Raw genomic sequence first — 17,109 nt, 5'->3', positions numbered from 1 at the left:
TCGGTGCCGGGCGTGAGGCCGGGCATGGCGTAGTTCTCGTTGAGCAACGTGAGGTAGTAGAAGACGTTGTCCTGCTTCTCCACCATGCGTTTCAAACCGTGGTGCAGGATCACGCCGACCTCGTGCGCAAAGGTCGGGTCGTAGCTGATGCAGTTCGGAATGGTGCCAGCCAGGATGTGGCTATGGCCGTCTTCGTGCTGCAGGCCTTCGCCGTTGAGCGTGGTGCGCCCGGAGGTACCGCCGAGCAGGAAGCCACGCGCCTGCATGTCGCCGGCCGCCCAGGCCAGGTCGCCGATGCGCTGGAAACCGAACATGGAGTAGTACACGTAGAACGGCACCATGATGCGGTTGCTCGTGCTGTACGAGGTGGCCGCCGCGATCCAGCTGCTCATGCCGCCGGCCTCGTTGATGCCTTCCTGCAGGATCTGGCCGGCCTTGTCTTCCTTGTAGTACATGACCTGGTCTTTATCGACCGGGGTGTAGTTCTGGCCCGCCGGGTTGTAAATGCCGATCTGGCGGAACAGGCCTTCCATGCCGAAGGTGCGCGCTTCATCGACCAGGATGGGCACGATGCGCGGGCCCAGGGCCTGGTCGCGCAACAGCTGGGTGAGGAATCGCACGTAAGCCTGCGTGGTCGAGATCTCGCGGCCCTCCACGGTCGGCTCCATCACGGCCTTGAAGGTTTCGATCGAGGGCACGGTGAAGCTCTCGTCGGCCTTCACGCGGCGCTTGGGCAGATACCCGCCCAGCGCCTGGCGGCGCTCGTGCAGGTACTTCATTTCGGGCGTGTCGTCGGCCGGTTTGTAGAACGGGATCTTGGAGAGTTCGCTGTCCGGAATCGGCAGGTTGAAGCGGTCGCGGAAGATCTTGATGTCTTCGTCGGTGAGCTTCTTGGTCTGGTGCACCGTGTTCTTGCCCTCGCCCGACTTGCCCATGCCGAAACCCTTGACGGTCTTGATCAGCAGCACGGTCGGCTGGCCCTTGTGGTTCACCGCCTTGTGGTACGCCGCATAGACCTTCTGCGGGTCGTGGCCGCCGCGCTTGAGGTTCCAGATGTCGTTGTCGCTCAGGTGGGCCACCATCTCCAGCGTCTTGGGGTCGCGGCCGAAGAAATGCTTGCGCACATAGGCGCCATCGTTGGCCTTGAAAGCCTGGTAATCGCCGTCGACCGTGTCCATCATGATCTTGCGCAGCGCACCGTCCTTGTCGCGCGCCAGCAGTGGGTCCCACTCGCTGCCCCACAGCAGCTTGATCACGTTCCAGCCCGAGCCGCGGAACTCGCCTTCGAGCTCTTGAACGATCTTGCCGTTTCCACGCACCGGGCCGTCCAGGCGCTGCAAGTTGCAGTTCACCACGAAGATCAGGTTGTCCAGGTTCTCGCGCGCGGCCAGGCTGATGGCGCCCAGCGACTCGACTTCGTCCATCTCGCCGTCGCCGCAGAACACCCAGACCTTGCGGTTCTCGGTGTTGGCGATGCCGCGGGCATGCAGGTACTTCAGGAAACGCGCCTGGTAGATCGCCATCAGAGGGCCCAGTCCCATGGAGACCGTGGGGAACTGCCAGAACTCGGGCATGAGCTTGGGGTGCGGGTAGCTGGAGAGGCCTTTGCCGTCCACTTCCTGGCGGAAGTTGAGCAGTTGCTCTTCGGTCAGGCGGCCTTCGAGGTAGGCGCGGGCGTAAACACCGGGCGACACGTGGCCCTGGATATAGAGGCAGTCACCGCCGTGGTTCTCACTCTCGGCGTGCCAGAAATGGTTGAAGCCGGCGCCGAACATGTGGGCCAGCGAAGCAAACGACCCGATGTGGCCGCCGAGGTCACCACCGTCTTCGGGGTTGTGGCGGTTGGCCTTGACCACCATGGCCATGGCGTTCCAGCGCATGTAGGCGCGCAGGCGCTCTTCGATCTCGATGTTGCCGGGGCAACGCTCTTCCTGGTTGGGCTCGATGGTGTTCACATAGCCCGTGGTGGCCGAGAACGGCAGGTCGATGCTGTGCTGGCGGGCCTCTTCCAGCAACTGCTCCAGCAGGAAGTGGGCGCGCTCGGGGCCCTCCCGTTCGATCACGGCGCCCAGCGCCTCCATCCATTCGCGGGTTTCCTGGGTGTCCAGGTCTGCGGCGCCATTGCCGTCCTGCGCGTTGTTCGCTGCCATGCTTGTCTCCTGTTGATTGAAATCGAGCTTACGGGGGGCATTCCGTGCTGTCACGGAGTTTCCCACAATGTCCTCCAGATTTCAATATGTGCTTTTACTTTCTACATAGTGAAATTCTAGTGGCGTGCGAAAAACGGATGTGCAACATACCCGCGCTTCACAAATCGGAGCAAACGGGGTCTGCTCACTTAGACTCGGAAGGCTATGAGTCCCGCGCCCTCCTCGCCGCCATCCACCTCGCCCAAAGCGGCCCAGACGCCTTGGTGGAAACGCTGGTGGCGCCGGCTCCCGCCCTCGCGCCAGGACCGGTTTGCCACACTGGCGCCGCTGTTGTCGGTGCTGCTGTTCCTCTCGGCCATCGTGGTGGCCATCACCTACCTCCGGTACGAGGAACTTGAGCGCGAGCAAGAGGCCGTCACACGCGACGTGGAATACGCGCAGCAGCGCCTGCGCCTGCGCCTGCTGGAGCGGCAAGAGCAGCTGATGCGCCTGGCCCGCGAGATTGACAACAAGGACATCGACACGGAAGAGTTCGTGTTCCAGGTCGAAGCCTTGGTGAGCCAGTTCCCCGAACTGCAGGCCGTGACCTGGGTCGACGCCCGGCGCAACGTGCTGGCCAGTTATGCATCGCCCAGTGCTCCTTTGCGCTTGATGCGGCCGACCGGCAGCACGCTCTCACCCAACGAGACCGACGGCACCTTCGACCTCGCGCGCGACCTGCGCCAGCCCACCTATTCGCGCCCGCTCGAAACGCAGGACCCGCGCAACGCCACGCTGATGCTGCATGTGCCGCTGAGCGAACAGGGCCGCTTTGCCGGCACCGTCATGGGCGAGTACGCCATCGACGGCCTCATGCGCTTCGGCATGCCGCCGGAAATCATGGCGCGCTACGCGGTGGCGCTGGTGGACGACCGCGGCCAGGTCCTTGCGGGCAGCCTGCAGGCACCCAGCGAGGTGCTGCGCCTGCTGCCTTGGTCCAACCCGCCGCTGGAACACGAGGTGCCGGTCTCGCCGGTGGGCAACGGCCTGATCGTCAAAGCCCAGGGCTACCGCACCTCGCAGGACATCGTGGGCAGCGGCTTCTTCTGGGTGATCGGTGCCCTCTCCGCGCTCACTGTGTGGATGCTGCTGGGCACCTGGCGCCACACGCGCCGGCGGGTTCAGGCGCAGCAGGCGCTGGTGTCGGAGACCAACTTCCGCCGCGCCATGGAAAACTCCATGCTCACCGGCATGCGCGCGCTCGACATGCAGGGCCGCATCACCTACGTGAACCCGGCCTTCTGCTCGATGACGGGCTGGACCGAAGGTGAACTGGTGGGCCGCACCGCGCCCTTCCCCTACTGGCCCGACGAAGACCACGACCAGCTCACGGCCCGCCTCGAAGACGAACTGCGCGGGCGCTCCACGCCGGGCGGCTTTGAAGTGCGCGTGCAACGGCGCGACGGCAGCATCTTCGACGCCCGCATGTATGTGTCGCCACTGATCGACCCCAAGGGACATCAGACCGGCTGGATGACCTCGATGACCGACATCACCGAGCCCAAACGCATCCGCGAGGAACTCTCGGCGTCGTACGAACGCTTCACCACCGTGCTGGAGTCGCTCGACTCGGCGGTGTCGGTGGCGCCGCTGGGCAGCGACGAGATGCTGTTTGCCAACAAGATGTACCGCATGTGGTTCGGCACCCGAGGCCAGGGCCACCGCCATCTGGTGGACCTGGCGGGCGACCAGCCCACGCCCAGCCCCGACGACGGCGATGCGGTGGACGCCTTTGCCGGCATGCCCACCGAAACCCTGACGGACGCTGGTGCGGAGAACGCCGAGGTCTTTGTGGAGGAGCTCGACCGCTGGCTGGAGGTGCGCACGCGTTACCTGACCTGGGTCGACGGACGCCTCGCGCAGATGGTGATTGCCAGCGACATCACGCCGCGGCGCTACGCCGAAGAGCAGGCCTCGCGCCAGGCCGAGCGCGCGCAGACCGCCAGCCGCCTGATCACCATGGGCGAAATGGCGTCGAGCGTGGCGCACGAACTCAACCAGCCGCTCACCGCCATCAGCAACTATTGCAACGGCATGATCTCGCGCGTGAACGAAAACAAGATCAGCACGCAGGACCTGCTCGGCGCGCTGGAGAAGACCGCACGCCAGGCCCAGCGCGCGGGGCAGATCATCCAGCGCATCAAGGCCTTCGTGAAACGCAGCGAACCCAACCCGGCGCCGTCGGATGTGGCGCAGATGGTGAGCAACGCCATCGAACTGGCCGACATCGAACTGCGCCGCCATCAGGTCCGGCTTTCACCCTATGTGGCCGCGCGCCTGCCCAGCCTGATGGTCGACCCGATCCTGATCGAGCAGGTGCTGATCAATCTCTTGAAAAACGCGGGTGAGGCCATCATGCAGGCCGGCCGGGCCCCCGGCGAGCGCTACGTGGAGTTGCGCGTGGGCCCGCGCCGCCAGGACGACCTCGAGGTGGTCGAGTTCTCGGTGCGCGACTCCGGCAACGGCGTGCCCGACGAGATGATCGAGCGCATCTACGAAGCCTTCTACAGCACCAAGAGCGAAGGCATGGGCATCGGCCTCAAGCTGTGCCGCAGCATCGTCGAATCCCACCACGGAAGGATGCAGGTGCACAACATCTACAATGGGGAAGAGGTTGTGGGTTGTTGCTTCAGTTTCTGGATCCCCGTGGTATCGAGATTGAAAGTTGGCGACGCATCAACCGGACCAGCCACAGAGCCGGTGACGGACACAGAAAGAGCGAGATGAGTTTGATTCCGAAAAAAGGCACCGTCTATGTCGTTGATGACGACGAAGCGGTGCGCGACTCACTGCAATGGCTGCTCGAAGGCAAGGACTTCCGGGTCCGCTGCTTCGAATCGGCTGAGGCGTTTCTCAGCCGATACGACGCCCGCGAGGTCGCCTGTTTGATCGCTGATATCCGCATGGGCGGCATGACCGGCATGGAGCTGCAGGAGCGGCTGATCGAACGCCAGTCGCCCTTGCCGATCGTCTTCATCACCGGCCACGGCGACGTGCCGATGGCGGTGGAATCGATGAAGAAAGGCGCGCTGGACTTCATACAGAAGCCGTTCAAGGAAGACCAGCTCGTCACTTTGGTCGAACGCATGCTCGAACACGCACGCGAAGCCTTCACCACCCACCAGCAAGCGGTGAGCCGCGACGCCCTGCTCTCCAAGCTCACCAGCCGCGAAGCCCAGGTGCTCGAACGCATCGTGGCCGGCCGGCTCAACAAACAGATCGCCGACGATCTGGGCATCAGCATCAAGACGGTGGAGGCGCACCGCGCCAACATCATGGAAAAACTCGGCGCCAACACGGTGGCCGACCTGCTCAAGATCGCGCTGGGGCAGACCCCGGCCAAAGCCTGACGCACCGACCCACACAACCGATCAACGCCCGCCCTTACCGGCGGGCGTTTCCATTTCAACCGCAGCCCGCTCCTCCCATGACCGCACAACTCATCGACGGCAACGCCCTCTCCCGCCAACTTCGCGCCGACGTGACGGCGCGCGTCACCGCCCTGAAAGCACGGGGCATCACGCCGGGTCTGGCGGTGATCCTGGTGGGGGAAAACGCAGCCTCGCAGGTGTATGTTCGCAACAAGGTCAAGGCTTGCGAAGACACCGGCATGCACTCGGTGCTGGAGCGCTGGCCCGCGACCATGACCGAGGCCGAGTTGCTGGCGCGTGTGGACGCACTCAATGCCGATGCCTCCATCCACGGCATCCTCGTCCAGCTGCCATTGCCCGCGCACATCGATGCTCAAAAGGTGATCGAGGCGATCTCGCCTGCCAAGGACGTGGACGGTTTCCATATCGCCAGCGCGGGTGCACTCATGACAGGCATGCCTGGCTTCTGGCCCTGCACGCCTTACGGCTGCATGAAGATGCTGGAGAGCATCGGCTACGAGCTCAAGGGCAAACACGCGGTGGTCATTGGCCGCAGCAACATCGTGGGCAAGCCGATGGCGCTCATGCTGCTGCAACAAAACGCGACAGTCACCATTTGCCACAGCGGGACCAAGGACCTGAAAGCGATGACGTTGCAGGCCGACGTGATCGTGGCCGCCGTGGGCAAGCGCAACGTGCTCACCGCAGACATGGTCAAGCCGGGGGCGGTGGTGCTCGACGTGGGGATGAACCGCAACGACGAGGGCAAGCTCTGCGGCGATGTGGACTTTGAGGGCGTGAAAGAGGTGGCCGGCTACGTCACGCCTGTGCCCGGCGGTGTGGGCCCCATGACCATCACCATGTTGATGGTCAACACGCTGGAGTCGGCGGAGCGTCTGGTCGCTTAGGCAGGTTGGGTGCGTGCCGCAGTCAGGCGCCAGAGCACCGCACCTGCGCACAGCCACTGACCCAGCACCATCGCGGTGCCCACGCCGTGCCAGAGGCGCAGGTTGCCTCCACTGGCGCGGGCAGTGATGATGTTCTGGGCCACGCCGAACTCCTGCACCAGAGCGAGCAGCATGGCAAACAGCACGAAACCGATGGTGGTGAGCGCAGCGGGCGCGATGCTGGCGCCTTCACCACGCCAGCGACGCATGATCAGCAGCAGCGCCATGCCCAGGAAAAGACCGGACCAGCATTGCAGCGAGAAGATCTTCGCCGCCACCGGTCCGGCAACTGCAGGGCTGCCGAGCGTTGCAAAGAGCAGCGGCACCGCCAGAAAACTCAAGGCCGTCAGGCCGCCCCACCAGAGAGCAGCCACCAGGACAGCGAACCGTTGCAGCGGCATCAGGCGTAGCGCACGGCCACGATCTCGAAACGTTTGGTGCCGCCCGGGGCCTGCACCTCGGCCACATCGCCTTCTTCCTTTCCGATCAATGCGCGTGCGATCGGGCTGCCGATGTTGACCAAGCCCAGTTTCAGATCCGCCTCGTCCTCACCCACGATCTGGTAAGTCACAGCAGCGCCGCTGGCTTCGTCTTCGAGTTCCACCGTGGCGCCGAACACCACCTTGCCGCCCGCGTCCACGGCGGTCGGATCAATGATCTGAGAGGTTGAAAGTTTGCTTTCGATCTCTGCGATGCGGCCTTCGATGAAACCCTGGCGGTCTTTGGCGGCGTCGTATTCGGCGTTCTCGCTCAGGTCGCCCTGGGCGCGCGCTTCGGCGATCGCGTTGATCACCCAGGGGCGGTCCACGGTCTTCAGGCGGTGCAGCTCTTCCTTGAGCTTTTCAGCGCCGCGTTTGGTGATGGGCAGGGTGGCCATGGGGTCCTCCGGAAATCGGGGTGCAGCCGGCTGTGCGTCTGCGTCAATGCAAAAGGAAACCGCCGAGCGTTGCCGGTCGGCGGTGTACTGAGGGCAATTATGCCCCGGTCAACCCGGAGCCTTCAACCGGGTGCAACCCGAAGCAAGCTCACAGCTGCGCGTGCATTTCCTGGACAGAAATCACGCCCAGCCGGTCGATGTACTTCATGCCCTCCACAGCGGCTTCAGCGCCTGCGATGGTGGTGAAGGTGGTCACCCGGGCCAGCAGGGCCGAAGTGCGGATCGCGCGCGAATCGGCAATGGCGTTGCGACGCTCCTCCACCGTGTTGACCACCAGCGCGATATCGCCGTTCTTGATCATGTCGACGATGTGCGGGCGGCCTTCGGTCACCTTGTTGACGGTCTGTACGGCCACACCCGCCGCGCTGATGGCGGCGGCCGTGCCGCGCGTGGCGACCAACTCGAAGCCCATGTCAACCAACTGACGGCCAATCTCGACCGCACGCGACTTGTCGCTGTTCTTCACGGTCAGGAACACCTTGCCCGAGGTCGGCAGCTTGGTACCGGCACCCAGCTGGCTTTTGACGAAAGCCTCGCCAAAGGTCTTGCCCACGCCCATGACCTCTCCGGTGGACTTCATCTCGGGACCGAGGATGGTGTCCACACCGGGAAACTTGACGAACGGGAACACGGCTTCCTTGACGCTGAAGTACGGCGGCGTCACCTCGGCGCCAATGCCCTGGTCGTCCAGCGACTGACCCGCCATGCAGCGTGCGGCCACCTTGGCCAACTGGATGCCGGTGGCCTTGGAGACAAAGGGCACGGTGCGCGAAGCACGCGGGTTCACCTCCAGCACGAAGATCACGTCCTGGCCATCAACCTCCTGAATGGCGAACTGCACGTTCATCAGGCCGATCACGTTCAGGCCTTCGGCCATCGCGGCGGTCTGGCGCTTGAGCTCGTCCACCGTGGCTTTGCTCAGGTAGTAGGGTGGCAGCGAGCATGCGGAGTCGCCGCTGTGCACGCCCGCCTGCTCGATGTGCTCCATCACGCCGCCGATGAACACGCGGCCGGTGTGGTCGCGGATGGCATCAACGTCACATTCGATCGCGTCGTTCAGGAAACGGTCGAGCAGCACCGGCGAGTCGTGGCTGACCTTGACCGCTTCGCGCATGTAGCGCTCCAGGTCGCGCTGTTCGTGCACGATTTCCATGGCCCGGCCACCCAGCACATAGCTGGGGCGCACCACCAGCGGGTACCCCAGCGCGGCGGCCTTCTCCAGCGCTTCGGGCTCGGCGCGCGCGGTGGCGTTGGGCGGCTGGCGCAGGCCCAGCGTGTGCAGGAGTTGCTGGAAGCGTTCGCGGTCTTCGGCCGCGTCGATCATGTCGGGGCTGGTGCCGATGATGGGCACGCCCGCGGCCTCCAGACCCAGCGCGAGCTTCAGGGGCGTCTGGCCGCCGTACTGCACGATCACGCCGACCGGTTTTTCCTTGTCCACGATCTCCAGCACGTCTTCCAGCGTGAGCGGCTCGAAGTACAGCCGGTCGCTGGTGTCGTAGTCGGTCGACACGGTCTCGGGGTTGCAGTTGACCATGATGGTCTCGTACCCGTCCTCGCGCAGGGCGAGCGCGGCGTGCACGCAGCAATAGTCGAACTCGATGCCCTGGCCGATGCGGTTGGGGCCACCGCCGAGCACCATGATCTTCTTGTTGGCCGTCGGTTCGGCCTCGCACTCACCGTCGCCATGGCCTTCGTACGTGGAGTACAGGTAGGCGGTGTCGGTGGCGAACTCGGCCGCGCAGGTGTCCACCCGCTTGTAGACCGGGCGGATGTTTTCGGCAATGCGGCGCTCGCGCACGGCCTGGTCGTTGGTCTTGAGCAGCTTGGCCAGGCGGCGGTCGGAGAAACCCTTCTTCTTCAGACCGCGCAGTGTCTCGGCGTCGATCGCTTCCAGGCTGGTTTTCTCCAGCGCCAGTTCGATCTTCACGATCTCTTCGATCTGCACCAGGAACCACGGGTCGATCTTGGTGAACTGGTGGACCTCTTCCATCGTCCACCCGGCGGCAAACGCGTCGCCCACGTACCAGATGCGGTCGGGGCCGGGCTCGCCGAGTTCACGTTCCAGCGTCTCGCGGTCCTGCGTTTTTTCGTTCATGCCATCGACGCCCACTTCAAGGCCGCGCAAGGCCTTCTGGAACGATTCCTGGAACGTACGGCCCATGGCCATGACCTCGCCCACACTCTTCATCTGCGTGGTCAGGCGGCTGTCGGCGGTGGGGAATTTTTCAAACGCGAAGCGTGGGATCTTGGTGACCACGTAATCGATCGACGGCTCGAACGAGGCTGGTGTCGCGCCGCCGGTGATCTCGTTGCGCAGTTCGTCCAGTGTGTAACCGATGGCCAGCTTGGCCGCGACCTTGGCAATGGGAAAGCCGGTCGCCTTGGAGGCCAGCGCCGAGGAGCGCGACACGCGCGGGTTCATCTCGATCACCACCATGCGGCCGTCGGCCGGGTTGATGGAGAACTGCACGTTCGATCCGCCCGTGTCCACACCGATCTCGCGCAGCACGGCCAGCGAGGCGTTGCGCAGGATCTGGTACTCCTTGTCGGTCAGCGTCTGCGCGGGCGCCACGGTGATGGAGTCGCCGGTGTGCACGCCCATGGGGTCGAGGTTCTCGATGGAGCAGACGATGATGCAGTTGTCCGCCTTGTCGCGCACCACTTCCATCTCGTACTCTTTCCAGCCGAGCAGCGATTCTTCGATCAGCAGCTCGTTGGTCGGCGAGGCTTCCAGGCCGCGCTTGCAGATGGTCTCGAACTCTTCCGGGTTGTAGGCAATGCCGCCGCCCGTGCCGCCCAGCGTGAAGCTGGGGCGAATGACGCTGGGGAAACCCAGCGTCCTTTGCACGGTCCACGCTTCTTCCATGCTGTGGGCAATGCCCGAGCGCGCCGAACCCAGACCAATCTTGGTCATGGCGTCCTTGAACTTCAGGCGGTCTTCGGCCTTGTCGATGGCTTCGGGGGTGGCGCCGATCAGTTCCACGTCGTACTTGGCCAGCACACCGTTGCGCCAGAGGTCGAGCGCGCAATTGAGCGCGGTCTGGCCACCCATGGTCGGCAGGATGGCAAAGCCACCTGCGGCGAGCGGTCGCTCCTTGGCGATGATCTTCTCCACCGTCTGCCAGGTGATGGGCTCGATGTAGGTGACGTCGGCCGTGGCCGGGTCCGTCATGATGGTCGCGGGGTTGCTGTTGATCAGCACAACCTTGTAGCCTTCCTCGCGCAAGGCCTTGCAGGCCTGCACGCCGGAGTAATCGAACTCACAGGCCTGGCCAATGATGATCGGGCCGGCGCCGATGATGAGGACGGTTTGGATGTCGGTTCTTTTGGGCATGGGGTTCGCGGTGTTTGCGCAGGGTCAAAGAGATCTCTTAGGCCTGACGCTGGGTGTCCAGTGTGTTCAGCAAGGCCTGCAGTCGCTCGGCCGGCACGTTTTTCTGCATCAGCTGCAGCAGGCCGTCGCCTTCGATCAGGGGGCGCAGCACCTCGACTTCTGCGTCGTAAAAACGCGCGTCCCAGGCCGCCAGTTCGGTGTTGAAGGTCTCGTCGTCCCAGGTCTTGCCCTTGGCCAGCAGCGTCACCAGCGGCATGGCCTTGTTTTCCAGAAACGCCTTGCGGTAGGGCTTCTGCGCCCAGCGCTGGGCAAACCAGTCCTTGTGCGGCGCTTCCAGCGTCAGCAAACGCTTGCCGATGGCTTTCTCGATGGCGAACACGGGAAAACTGAAGAGCTTCATGGCGACGTCCTCAGGCGGTGGCAGGCACCCGGGCCTGCATGAGGTCGATGAAACGGTCGAACAGGTAGCCGATGTCGTGCGGGCCGGGCGAAGCTTCGGGGTGGCCCTGGAAGCAGAAGGCCGGCTTGTCGGTGCGGGCCAGGCCCTGCAGCGTGCCGTCGAACAGGCTCACGTGGGTGGCGCGCAGCGTGGCGGGCAGATTCTTCTCGTCCACCGCAAAGCCGTGGTTCTGGCTGGTGATGCTCACGCGGCCGTTGTCGAGGTCTTTCACCGGGTGGTTGGCACCGTGGTGGCCGAACTTCATCTTGAAGGTTTTGGCGCCACTGGCCAGCGCCAGGATCTGGTGGCCCAGGCAGATACCGAAGGTGGGCACGCCGGCTTCAATGATCTCGCGCGTGGCGGCGATCGCGTAGTCGCAAGGCTCGGGGTCGCCCGGGCCGTTGGAGAGAAACACACCGTTGGGCTTGAGCTTGAACACGTCGGAAGCTGGCGTTTGCGCGGGGACCACGGTGATCTTGCAGCCGCGTTGCGCCAGCATGCGCAGGATGTTGCTCTTCACGCCGAAGTCGTAGGCCACCACGTGGAAACGCGGAGCGATCTGTTCGCCGTAACCAAAGCCAAGTTGCCACTCGGTCTGCGTCCAGGGGTAGGGCTCGGTGGCCGACACCACCTTGGCCAGGTCTTGGCCGGCCATGTTCGGGGCGGCCTTTGCGGCTGCCACGGCCGCGGCGCGGTGCGCATCGGTGATCACTTCGCCAGCCGGCAAGGCGACGATGCAGCCGTTCTGCGCGCCATGGGTGCGCAGGCGGCGCGTGAGCGCGCGGGTATCGAGGTCGGCAATGGCCACCGTGCCTTCGCGCTGCAGATAGTGCGAGAGCGTTTCGGTGCTGCGGAAGTTGGAGGCCAGCAGGGGCAGGTCTTTGATGATCAGGCCGGCGGCGTGGATGCGGCTGGCTTCGACGTCTTCGGCGTTGATGCCGGTGTTGCCGATGTGCGGATACGTGAGGGTCACGATCTGCTGGCAGTAACTCGGATCGGTGAGGATTTCCTGGTAGCCGGTGAGTGAGGTGTTGAACACCACCTCACCCGTGGTCTGACCGGTGGCGCCGATGGAGACGCCTGTAAAGACCGTGCCGTCGGCGAGCGCGAGAAGGGCTTTCGGGTGGACGGGAAGCACGGATGGGACTCCAGAAGTGGGGCGAAACGCAGGCCACCGGCGGTTGGTGCCGCGCAGGCTTCGCACCCGCCCTGCCCCGCATTTTCTGAGGGGCTCGAACGGAAAAAACCTGGGGTGAGGAACCGGGGTGAGCGCGCGTTGCGCTGATTGCGGGTAAACCCCGGAATTATATGCTGGCCTCACGCTCCGCCGCACTGGCGTGAAGGCAGATGGCTGCAGCAGCAGCCACGTTGAGCGACTCTTCACCCCCTGGCTGCGCAATGCGCACCGATTGCGTGGCCATGGAGTCCAACGCCGCACTCACTCCCTGCCCCTCATGCCCGAGGACCCAGGCGCACGGCCACGGCAAAGTGGCCTTGTGCAGAAAACTCCCTTGGTGCGAACTGGTCACCAGCAACGGAACGTCCAACGCGGCCAGATCACCGACCGACAGGCCTTCGACGAGCCGCAAGCCAAAGTGCGCGCCCATGCCCGAACGCAATACCTTGGGCGACCAAAGCGCTGCCGTGCCCTTGAGGGCGAGCACTTGGCCGAAGCCGAACGCCGCCGCGCTGCGCAGGATCGAGCCGACGTTGCCGGCGTCCTGCAGACAGTCCAGCACAACGGCGGCCTGACCAGCTTCGAGCGTTGTGGCCTTGGGAAGGTCCCACACGAAACCCACACCAGCGGGGGATTCGAGCCCGCTGATCGATGCCATGAGCCCGCGCGGCACCGTAACGTTGTGGTCGGAGGCATCGCGCAGGTCGTGGGGCGCCTGCACCCAGAAGTCGTCGGTGAACACGGCCATGGCGGGCCGGTGACCGCGTGCCAGCAGAGCGCGGCAGAGGTGATCGCCTTCGAGCCAGACCTGCCCCTGCTTGCGGTAGGCGGTGTTGTCTTGCGCCATCACGCGCAGGCGTTTGAGCAGCGGGTTGTCGCGCGAGGTGATGACGGTGGGTTCGCTCATGCGCGGACTCCGTGCGCGTCGTTCACCTGTGCGAGCGCACGCGCCACCGGTGCAAACGAGCGCCGATGCACGGGCAAGGCCCCATGCGCCTGCAGCGCGCGCAAGTGTTCTGCCGTGCCATAGCCCTTGTGCCGGTCGAAGCCGTACTCGGGGTGTTGCAGGTGCAACTCGCGCAACATCCGGTCGCGCGTCACCTTGGCCAGGATGGACGCCGCCGAGATGCAAGGCACCAGCGCGTCACCCGAGACGATCGCTTCGGCCAGCACGTCCAGCGCCGGCAGGCGGTTGCCGTCCACCAGCACCTTGGTCGGCTTCAAACGCAGGCCCAACACCGCGCGGCGCATGGCCAGCAGGGTGGCCTGCAGGATGTTGAGCTGGTCGATCTCTTCCACCGAGGCCTGCGCGATGCTGCAGCACAGCGCTTTGGCGCGGATTTCGTCGTACAGGCGCTCGCGGCGCAGCGCGGTGAGCTGTTTCGAATCGGCCAGGCCTTTGATCGGCTTGAGATCGTCCAGGATCACGGCCGCGGCCACCACCGGCCCGGCCAGCGGCCCGCGCCCGGCTTCGTCCACGCCGGCCACCAGCCCGGGCACGTCCCAGACGAGTTGGGCCTGCTCAGCCTTCAAGAACTTTTTCGATCGCATCGGTGGCCAGTTGGGCGGTGTCGCGCCGCAAGGTGTGGTGCAGCGCAGTGAAGCGCTGTTGCAAGGCCTCGATTCTCTCAGGCGCGTCGAGCCAGTCCAGCACAGCTTGCGCCAGCGCCTGCGGCGACGCCGCCTCTTGCAGGAACTCAGGCACCACGAACTCGCCACACAGGATGTTGGGCAGGCCCACCCAGGGCTGCAACTGCTTGCGTCGCATGATCTGCCACGACAGCCAGTTCATGTTGTAGGCGATCACCATCGGGCGCTTGAACAATGCGGCCTCCAGCGTGGCCGTGCCGCTGGCGATCAAGGTCACGTCGCAAGCGGCCAGCGCAGTGTGCGACTGGCCCGCGATCACCTGCAGTTCGGCACCCAGCCCCGCAATGCGGGCTGCGGCCTCGATGCGCTCGCGCAGCGCCGGCACAGCCGGCACCACAAAGCGGATGCCAGGGCGCGCACGGTGCAAACGCATAGCCGCTTCAAAAAACACCTGAGCCAGGTACTGTACTTCAGAGGCGCGACTGCCCGGCAGGATGGTGACCACGGTGTCCTCTTCGCGCAGGCCCAATGCGAGCCGGGCGGCGGTGCGGTCCGGCGCCAGCGGAATCACATTGGCCAACGGGTGGCCGACGTAGGTGGCGGGAATCTCGTGCCGGGCAAGCAGTTCAGGCTCGAACGGGAAGATGCACAACACATGGTCAGCGCTGCGCCGGATCTTTGCCGCCCGTTCGGCACGCCAGGCCCAGATGGATGGGCAGACGAAATGCACGGTGCGCACACCGCCCGCTTTCAGGCTGGCTTCCAGATCCAGGTTGAAATCGGGCGCATCGACGCCAATGAACACATCGGGCCGGTCGGTGGACAACAGGCGCTGCTGCAGTTGCGCGCGGATGCCGACAATCTCTCGGTAGTGGCGCAACACCTCGACATACCCGCGCACCGCCAGCTTCTCGCTGGGCCACCAGGCCTCGAAGCCTTGAGCCGCCATCTGCGCGCCACCGATGCCGAAAGACTGCAGATCGGGCCAGCGTTGACGCACACCACCGAGCAACAAGCCCGCCAGCAGATCGCCCGACGTTTCGCCCGCCACCAGGGCAAAACGTTTTGAAGCGTTCATGTCGGGATCAACGAACGATGCCGCGCTGGGGCGACACCTGGCCCAGGAAATTCAACATCATCTCGACGTCGGGAGCAGCGTCAGGTATCTTCTCGGTCAGTGCGCGGATGCGCTCCACCGACTGTTCCAGCTTCAGGTCTTCGCGGTACAGCGCCTTGTGCATGGCCTTCACGGCCGCGATGCGCTCGGGCGAAAACCCGCGGCGGCGCAGGCCTTCAAAGTTCATCGACCGCGCCTGGGCTGGTTGGCCCTGGCACATCACGAACGGCGGCAGATCGGCAAACAGCAGCGAGCACATGGCGGTCATGGCGTGCGCACCGACGCGCACGAACTGGTGCACCACCGTGAATCCGCCCAGGATCACCCAGTCGTCCACCACCACGTGGCCGGCGAGCTGCGAGTTGTTGGCAAAGATGGTGTGGTTGCCCACCAGGCAGTCGTGCGCCAGGTGCACGTAGGCCATGATCCAGTTGTCGTTGCCGACCTGGGTCATGGCGCGGTCGCCAGGCGAGCCGATGTTGAAGGTGCAGAACTCGCGCACCGTGTTGCGGTCGCCGATGACCAGCTCACACGGTTCGCCCGCGTACTTCTTGTCCTGCGGCACCGCACCCAACGAGTTGAACTGGAAGATGCGGTTGTCGCAGCCAATCGTGGTGTGGCCTTCGATCACGCAGTGCGCGCCGATGGTGGTGCCCGCACCGATCTTCACGTTCGGGCCGATCACGGTGTAAGGGCCGACGGCGACCGAACTGTCGAGCTCGGCGGCCGGGTCCACCAGCGCGCTGGGGTGGATCAAAGACACAGGGCGCCCTCCCCCAGCATCACGCGATGGTGCGCATGGTGCACATCAGCTCGGCCTCGCAGGCCACCTGCTCGCCCACGCGTGTGATGCCCTTGAACTTGAAGATGCCGGCCTTCATTCGGTCCAGCGTCACGTCCATCACGAGCTGATCGCCCGGCTCCACAGGGCGCTTGAAGCGCGCACCGTCGATACCGGCGAAGTAATAGACCGTTTTGTCGTCGGGCGTCACGCCCAGCGTGTCGAACGCCAGCAGGGCGGCGACCTGCGCCATGGCCTCCAACATGAGCACGCCCGGCATCACCGGGCGGTGCGGAAAATGGCCCACGAAGAACGGCTCGTTGATCGTCACGTTTTTCAGCGCCTTGATTCGCTTGCCCTTTTCGAGCTCCAGCACGCGGTCCACCAGCAGGAACGGATAACGGTGGGGCAGCTGCTTGAGAATCTGGTGGATGTCCATCATGGCTTGGTGTTCTTCTGGAGGGCTTGTTCGATCGCCTGTTCGGCGGCCTTGAGACGTTCGCGGATGCGGTTGAGCTGCTTGAGGGAGGCGGCATTTTTTTCCCAGTTCACATTGTCGTCGATGGGAAACATGCCGGTGTAATGACCAGGCTTGAGCAGCGAGCGGGTGACCACCGAGGCGGCAGACACATGCACCCCATCAGCCAGCTTCAAATGCCCCAGCACCACGGCACCACCACCGATGGTGCAGCCTGCGCCGATGGTGGCGCTGCCCGCCACCCCGACGCACCCGGCCATGGCCGTGTGAGCGCCGATGTGAACGTTGTGACCGATCTGGATCAGGTTGTCGAGCTTCACGCCGTCCTCGATCACGGTGTCGTCCAGCGCACCGCGGTCGATGCAGGTGTTGGCACCAATTTCCACGTCGTTACCGATGCGCACGGCACCCAGCTGTTCGATCTTGATCCACTGTCCTTGGTGAGGCGCAAAGCCAAAACCGTCTGCGCCGATGACCACACCCGAATGCACAACACAACGCTCACCCAGGGTGCAGCGCTCCCCCAACGTCACACGGGCGTGCAACAGGGTCTTCGCACCCACACGCACCTGCTCGCCAAGGACACAGTGCGCACCCACGCGCGCACCAGGCCCGATGTAAACGCCAGCGCCGATGACGGCAAACGCACCCACGTCAACACCTTGAGCCAGTTCGGCGGTGGGGTGCACCGACGCGGTCGGGTGGATGGCCGCAGGTGACAAGGCAGCGTGCTCGCGCCGCCACCACTG

The 17,109-nt window shown here is 64.6% G+C and carries 15 protein-coding genes; 3 read left to right on the top strand and 12 right to left on the bottom strand.

Translation table 11 applies throughout. The features are described from left to right. The coding region (gene aceE / locus Q0C59_RS12250; protein ID WP_291215822.1) for a pyruvate dehydrogenase (acetyl-transferring), homodimeric type at positions 1–2,150 on the bottom strand (2,150 nt) is incomplete at its 3' end. Positions 2,151–2,354: 204 nt separating this feature from the next. Here aceE and Q0C59_RS12245 point away from each other — a divergent pair. The 3 genes from Q0C59_RS12245 (at position 2,355) to folD (ending at position 6,468) form a co-directional block, all read left to right on the top strand. Further along, positions 2,355–4,916, top strand: coding sequence for a PAS domain-containing sensor histidine kinase (locus Q0C59_RS12245; protein WP_291215820.1), 2,562 nt, complete (start codon positions 2,355–2,357; stop codon positions 4,914–4,916). Beyond that, complete coding sequence (locus Q0C59_RS12240; RefSeq protein WP_056277762.1) at positions 4,913–5,539, top strand: response regulator transcription factor; 627 nt, start codon at positions 4,913–4,915, stop codon at positions 5,537–5,539. Before Q0C59_RS12245 ends, Q0C59_RS12240 begins: the two co-directional genes overlap by 4 nt. A gap of 77 nt (positions 5,540–5,616) precedes the next feature. Continuing rightward, positions 5,617–6,468 (top strand): bifunctional methylenetetrahydrofolate dehydrogenase/methenyltetrahydrofolate cyclohydrolase FolD, encoded by an 852-nt coding sequence (gene folD, locus Q0C59_RS12235; RefSeq protein ID WP_291215816.1) that lies wholly within the window; start codon positions 5,617–5,619, stop codon positions 6,466–6,468. On the opposite strand, the gene Q0C59_RS12230 is transcribed toward folD, so the two are convergent. From Q0C59_RS12230 to lpxD, 11 genes are all read right to left on the bottom strand, one after another. Next, a complete protein-coding gene (locus tag Q0C59_RS12230) occupies positions 6,465–6,908 on the bottom strand; it encodes a DUF4149 domain-containing protein (protein ID WP_291215813.1) in 444 nt (147 codons plus the stop codon). The two genes, folD and Q0C59_RS12230, sit on opposite strands and share 4 nt — an antisense overlap. Next, complete coding sequence (greA, locus tag Q0C59_RS12225) at positions 6,908–7,384, bottom strand: transcription elongation factor GreA (protein ID WP_291215810.1); 477 nt, start codon at positions 7,382–7,384, stop codon at positions 6,908–6,910. Before greA ends, Q0C59_RS12230 begins: the two co-directional genes overlap by 1 nt. A gap of 148 nt (positions 7,385–7,532) precedes the next feature. Next, entirely contained in the window at positions 7,533–10,778 is a 3,246-nt protein-coding gene (gene carB, locus Q0C59_RS12220; RefSeq protein ID WP_291215806.1) for a carbamoyl-phosphate synthase large subunit, read from the bottom strand. Between the two features lie 37 nt (positions 10,779–10,815). Then, on the bottom strand, positions 10,816–11,178 hold the full coding sequence (locus Q0C59_RS12215) for a hypothetical protein (RefSeq protein ID WP_291215804.1): 363 nt from the start codon (positions 11,176–11,178) through the stop codon (positions 10,816–10,818). Positions 11,179–11,188: 10 nt separating this feature from the next. Beyond that, positions 11,189–12,355: a glutamine-hydrolyzing carbamoyl-phosphate synthase small subunit gene (gene carA / locus Q0C59_RS12210; protein WP_291215801.1), complete on the bottom strand. Its 1,167-nt coding sequence runs from the start codon at positions 12,353–12,355 to the stop codon at positions 11,189–11,191. A 166-nt stretch (positions 12,356–12,521) separates the two neighbouring features. Continuing rightward, the gene (locus Q0C59_RS12205; RefSeq protein WP_291215800.1) at positions 12,522–13,301 is read right to left on the bottom strand and encodes an RNA methyltransferase; all 780 of its coding nucleotides are present in this window, start codon (positions 13,299–13,301) and stop codon (positions 12,522–12,524) included. Further along, a complete protein-coding gene (gene rnhB / locus Q0C59_RS12200; protein ID WP_291215797.1) occupies positions 13,298–13,945 on the bottom strand; it encodes a ribonuclease HII in 648 nt (215 codons plus the stop codon). The genes Q0C59_RS12205 and rnhB overlap by 4 nt, the downstream gene beginning before the upstream one ends. After that, positions 13,917–15,062, bottom strand: coding sequence for a lipid-A-disaccharide synthase (lpxB, locus tag Q0C59_RS12195; protein ID WP_291215794.1), 1,146 nt, complete (start codon positions 15,060–15,062; stop codon positions 13,917–13,919). Before lpxB ends, rnhB begins: the two co-directional genes overlap by 29 nt. Positions 15,063–15,069: 7 nt before the next feature. Then, entirely contained in the window at positions 15,070–15,864 is a 795-nt protein-coding gene (gene lpxA / locus Q0C59_RS12190; protein WP_291215792.1) for an acyl-ACP--UDP-N-acetylglucosamine O-acyltransferase, read from the bottom strand. Positions 15,865–15,883: 19 nt separating this feature from the next. After that, complete coding sequence (gene fabZ / locus Q0C59_RS12185) at positions 15,884–16,324, bottom strand: 3-hydroxyacyl-ACP dehydratase FabZ (RefSeq protein WP_069046656.1); 441 nt, start codon at positions 16,322–16,324, stop codon at positions 15,884–15,886. After that, positions 16,321–17,109 (bottom strand): UDP-3-O-(3-hydroxymyristoyl)glucosamine N-acyltransferase (gene lpxD, locus Q0C59_RS12180; protein WP_291215788.1); only part of this gene is annotated, 789 nt, incomplete at its 5' end. The genes fabZ and lpxD, both read right to left, overlap by 4 nt.

The sequence above is a fragment of the Hydrogenophaga sp. genome (assembly GCF_022844385.1).
Lineage (GTDB): Bacteria > Pseudomonadota > Gammaproteobacteria > Burkholderiales > Burkholderiaceae_C > Hydrogenophaga.
The sequence above is the reverse complement of the archived record's forward strand: the minus strand, read 5'-3'. Positions and strand labels throughout refer to the sequence as shown.

Bases quoted from the DNA above. Each gene is read 5' to 3' on its own strand.
- Q0C59_RS12240 (WP_056277762.1), top strand. From the start codon at position 4,913: ATGAGTTTGATTCCGAAAAAAGGCACCGTCTATGTCGTTGATGACGAC.
- Q0C59_RS12230 (WP_291215813.1), bottom strand. From the start codon at position 6,908: ATGCCGCTGCAACGGTTCGCTGTCCTGGTGGCTGCTCTCTGGTGGGGC.
- carB (WP_291215806.1), bottom strand. From the start codon at position 10,778: ATGCCCAAAAGAACCGACATCCAAACCGTCCTCATCATCGGCGCCGGC.
- rnhB (WP_291215797.1), bottom strand. From the start codon at position 13,945: ATGCGATCGAAAAAGTTCTTGAAGGCTGAGCAGGCCCAACTCGTCTGG.
- lpxB (WP_291215794.1), bottom strand. From the start codon at position 15,062: ATGAACGCTTCAAAACGTTTTGCCCTGGTGGCGGGCGAAACGTCGGGC.
- greA (WP_291215810.1), bottom strand. From the start codon at position 7,384: ATGGCCACCCTGCCCATCACCAAACGCGGCGCTGAAAAGCTCAAGGAA.
- folD (WP_291215816.1), top strand. From the start codon at position 5,617: ATGACCGCACAACTCATCGACGGCAACGCCCTCTCCCGCCAACTTCGC.
- fabZ (WP_069046656.1), bottom strand. From the start codon at position 16,324: ATGATGGACATCCACCAGATTCTCAAGCAGCTGCCCCACCGTTATCCG.
- Q0C59_RS12245 (WP_291215820.1), top strand. From the start codon at position 2,355: ATGAGTCCCGCGCCCTCCTCGCCGCCATCCACCTCGCCCAAAGCGGCC.
- Q0C59_RS12215 (WP_291215804.1), bottom strand. From the start codon at position 11,178: ATGAAGCTCTTCAGTTTTCCCGTGTTCGCCATCGAGAAAGCCATCGGC.
- Q0C59_RS12205 (WP_291215800.1), bottom strand. From the start codon at position 13,301: ATGAGCGAACCCACCGTCATCACCTCGCGCGACAACCCGCTGCTCAAA.